A 3078-nucleotide genomic window follows, 5' to 3' on the forward strand; every position below is an offset into this window, starting at 1 on the left:
TCACACTTGGCTTGGCAGCCACAGGACAATCCATGGGAAGGCGACGAGGAGGGCGATGGTGATGGCGTCAGCGATGAAGAAGGGGGTGACGCCTTTGAAGACATCTTGCACGCTCACGTCGTCACGCACGCCCGCCACCACAAAGCAGTTGAGGCCGATGGGCGGCGTGATCAGGCAGAACTCGGCCATTTTCACCACCAGAATGCCAAACCAGATCGCACACATCGGGCCCGACATGCCAAAGGTGCTGTCCGCGGCCGAGACAAACTCACCGCCGTTGAGCGCCATGACAGCCGGGTAGACCACCGGCAAGGTCAAGAGCAGCATGCCGATCGCATCCATGAACATGCCCAAGACCGCATAGGCCAGAAGGATCAGCACCAGCGTCAGCATCGGGCTCTGCTCCAGCCCGGTGATCCAATCCGAGAAGGCGCCTGGCAGATCGGCAAAGCCCAAGAAACGCACGTAGATCAGCACGCCCCAGATGATGGTGAAGATCATCGCCGACAGCTTCGCCGTCTCCAGCAGCGCATCTTTCAGCTGCGCCCAGCCCATGCCGCGCAGCAGCGCCATCACAAAGACCACAAAGGCCCCCAGCGCGCCGCCCTCAGTGGGCGTGCCCCAGGCATCGCCGCCAAAGGGGTTGTAGATGAAGAAGATGATGATGAAGACCACAAAGAAGATCGGGAAGGCCGGCGGGATCGCGGCAAACCGCTGTTTCCAGGTGAAGCCTTTCACCGGCGGGCCGAACTTCGGCAGGGCCAGCGCCAGCACCACGATGAGGCCGCCATAGATCAGCGCCGAGAAGGCGCCGGGGATGAAGCCTGCCAGCAACAGCTTGCCCACATCCTGTTCCACGATGATCGCATAGATCACCAGAATGGCCGAGGGCGGGATCAGCGAGGCCAGCGTGCCGCCTGCCGCCACAACGCCCGCCGCAAAGCGTTTGTCATAGCCGATCTTCAGCATCTCAGGGATGGCGATCCGGGCAAAGACGGCCGAGGTGGCCACCGAAGCGCCAGAGACGGCGGCAAAGCCCGCGGTGGCAAAGACGGTGGAAACAGCCAAGCCCCCCGGCAGCCAGCCAACCCAGCGTTTGGCCGCCTCAAACAGCGCCTTGGTCAGGCCCGCGTAATAGGCCAGGTAGCCGATCAGGATGAAGGTCGGAATAAGCGACAGCGCCTGGCTGGCCACTTTCGAATGCGGCACCTGGCCGGCGGTTTTCACCGCCACGGTCAGCGCCCAGCCAAAATCTTCGGGGTCATAGCCCTTCTTGGCCCAGAAGATCCAGATCAGACCCACAAGCCCGGCAATACCGGCGGCAAAGGCCACCCGCATCCCCAGAACCACCATCAGCAGCATAAAGCCCGAGACCCAGAGGCCAATTTCAATCGGTTCCATCAGCCCCGTCCCTCATCATTGTTCAATTCGCCCACATGGGCGGCCTCTTCTGCCGCCTGGGCCGCGGCCGATTGCACCAGCGGCACCGCCACCGGCTCCACCAGACCCAGCACAAAGGCACGGCCATAGCCCCAGAGCTGCAGCGCCATACGCGCGCTCAAGACCGCAAAGGCCACCGGGGCCAGAAGCTTGGCGGGCCAGATCGGAATGCCGATGTCGATCGAACTGTCGCGCGACCAGAGCGGCGCATTAAAATCAAAGCTGCGGCCAAAATGCGACCAGCTGCCCCAGACCAGCAGCACCATCAACACCAGCGCCGCCAGGGTGGTCAGAAACTCCGCCGCCCAAAGCGCCCGCCCCGACAGGCGGCCCACCAGAATATCCATGCGAATATGGCCGCCATCGCGCTGGGTGTAGGCAATCGCCATAAAGGCAATCAGCGGCATCGCCTGTTCGATCCAGTCCACATAGCCCGGCAGCGGCGCGTTCATCAGGTTGCGCCCCGAGACCGAGACCACCGCCAGAAGCATCAGCGAGAACACCGCCAGCCCACTCAACAGCGCCAGAACACGTTCCAGCCGAAACAGGTTTTGATCCAGCCGGCTCAGACCCGACCCATCTTCCAAGACCGCAGCAGATCCCGCCATCTCATCCCCCATCCAGTTGTTTTATATAGAAAGACCGCCCCCGAGGGGCCTCAGCCCAGCAGGAGCGGTCGATGTCAAAAGGCGCCGCTTACTTGCTGCGCTCAGCCTCAAGCGTGCTCATGACCAGGTCATACAGCTCCTGGGCGGGCAGGCCCTGGGCGGTCATGTCGGCGATCCATTTGTCACGGATCGGGCCGGCGGCCACTTCGCGGAATTTGGCGATCTCTGCCTCGGGCAGCTCCACCTTCTGCACACCTTTTTCGGCCAGGACGCTGTCCCATTTGGCCAGAACCTCACCGTAGTTGGCCAGGTAGTGGGCGATCGCCTCATCGACCGAGCTGTCCAGCGCCTCACGGTGGGCGTCCGACAGGCCTTCATAGGCGTCAACATTGACCACCACCGGGCAGTTCACGGTGCCGGGGTTCAGGTTGGCGGTCCACCAGGTGGCCTGGTCGATGGTACGATAGGCAAAATGGGCGTGCTGGGCGAAGGCCACAGTGTCCACAACGCCGCTTTCCATCGCGTTATAGGCTTCGGTTGCGGTGACCGAGGTCGGCACCGCGCCCACGGCGCTGAACGCCTGACCGATGCCACCGGTGGCGCGCACCCGCATACCGTCAAACTCGGCCAGGGCGTCGCGGGCTTCGCCGGTGCCGACGATGTTGTACTGCGGCATCGGCGAGGTCATCAGCAGCTTGGCATTCCAGCGCCCCAGATCCGCCTGCACCGCCGGGTGGCCATAGACCGCATGGCTGACCGCCACTTCTTCTTCCAGCGTGTTCACACCCAGGAACGGCAGTTCCAAAACGGTGATCGAGGGGTTCTTGTCGCGGTGATAGCCGGCACAGAACTGCGCCATCTCAAACGCCCCGATCGAGATCCCATCCAGGTTCTCGCGGTTCTTCGACAGACCGCCATAAGAAATGTTCAGCGTGAACTCACCACCCGTCTTCTCAGACACCAGCTCCGCCAGCTTCTCAACATGCTCCGTAAACGCACGACGCTTGCCCCAAAGCGAAACATTCCATTC

At 62.5% G+C, this 3078-nt stretch carries 3 protein-coding genes; all 3 read right to left on the minus strand.

What is annotated here, in order from left to right; all coding sequences use genetic code 11:
- A complete protein-coding gene (locus TL5118_RS12980) occupies nt 1–1401 on the minus strand; it encodes a TRAP transporter large permease (protein ID WP_058260796.1) in 1401 nt (466 codons plus the stop codon).
- Nucleotides 1401–2048 (minus strand): TRAP transporter small permease subunit, encoded by a 648-nt coding sequence (locus TL5118_RS12985; RefSeq protein WP_058242788.1) that lies wholly within the window; start codon nt 2046–2048, stop codon nt 1401–1403. The genes TL5118_RS12980 and TL5118_RS12985 overlap by 1 nt, the downstream gene beginning before the upstream one ends.
- 88 nt (nt 2049–2136) lie before the next feature.
- On the minus strand, nt 2137–3078 hold a 942-nt coding region (locus TL5118_RS12990; protein ID WP_058260797.1), incomplete at its 5' end, for a C4-dicarboxylate TRAP transporter substrate-binding protein.

Origin of the sequence: Thalassovita autumnalis (genome assembly GCF_001458255.1) — a bacterium.
Taxonomy (GTDB): Bacteria; Pseudomonadota; Alphaproteobacteria; order Rhodobacterales; family Rhodobacteraceae; genus Thalassobius; species Thalassobius autumnalis.

What these genes read in the sequence shown, in the direction of transcription:
- TL5118_RS12980 (WP_058260796.1), bottom strand. Translation starts at nt 1,401, where the DNA reads ATGGAACCGATTGAAATTGGCCTCTGGGTCTCGGGCTTTATGCTGCTG.
- TL5118_RS12985 (WP_058242788.1), bottom strand. Translation starts at nt 2,048, where the DNA reads ATGGCGGGATCTGCTGCGGTCTTGGAAGATGGGTCGGGTCTGAGCCGG.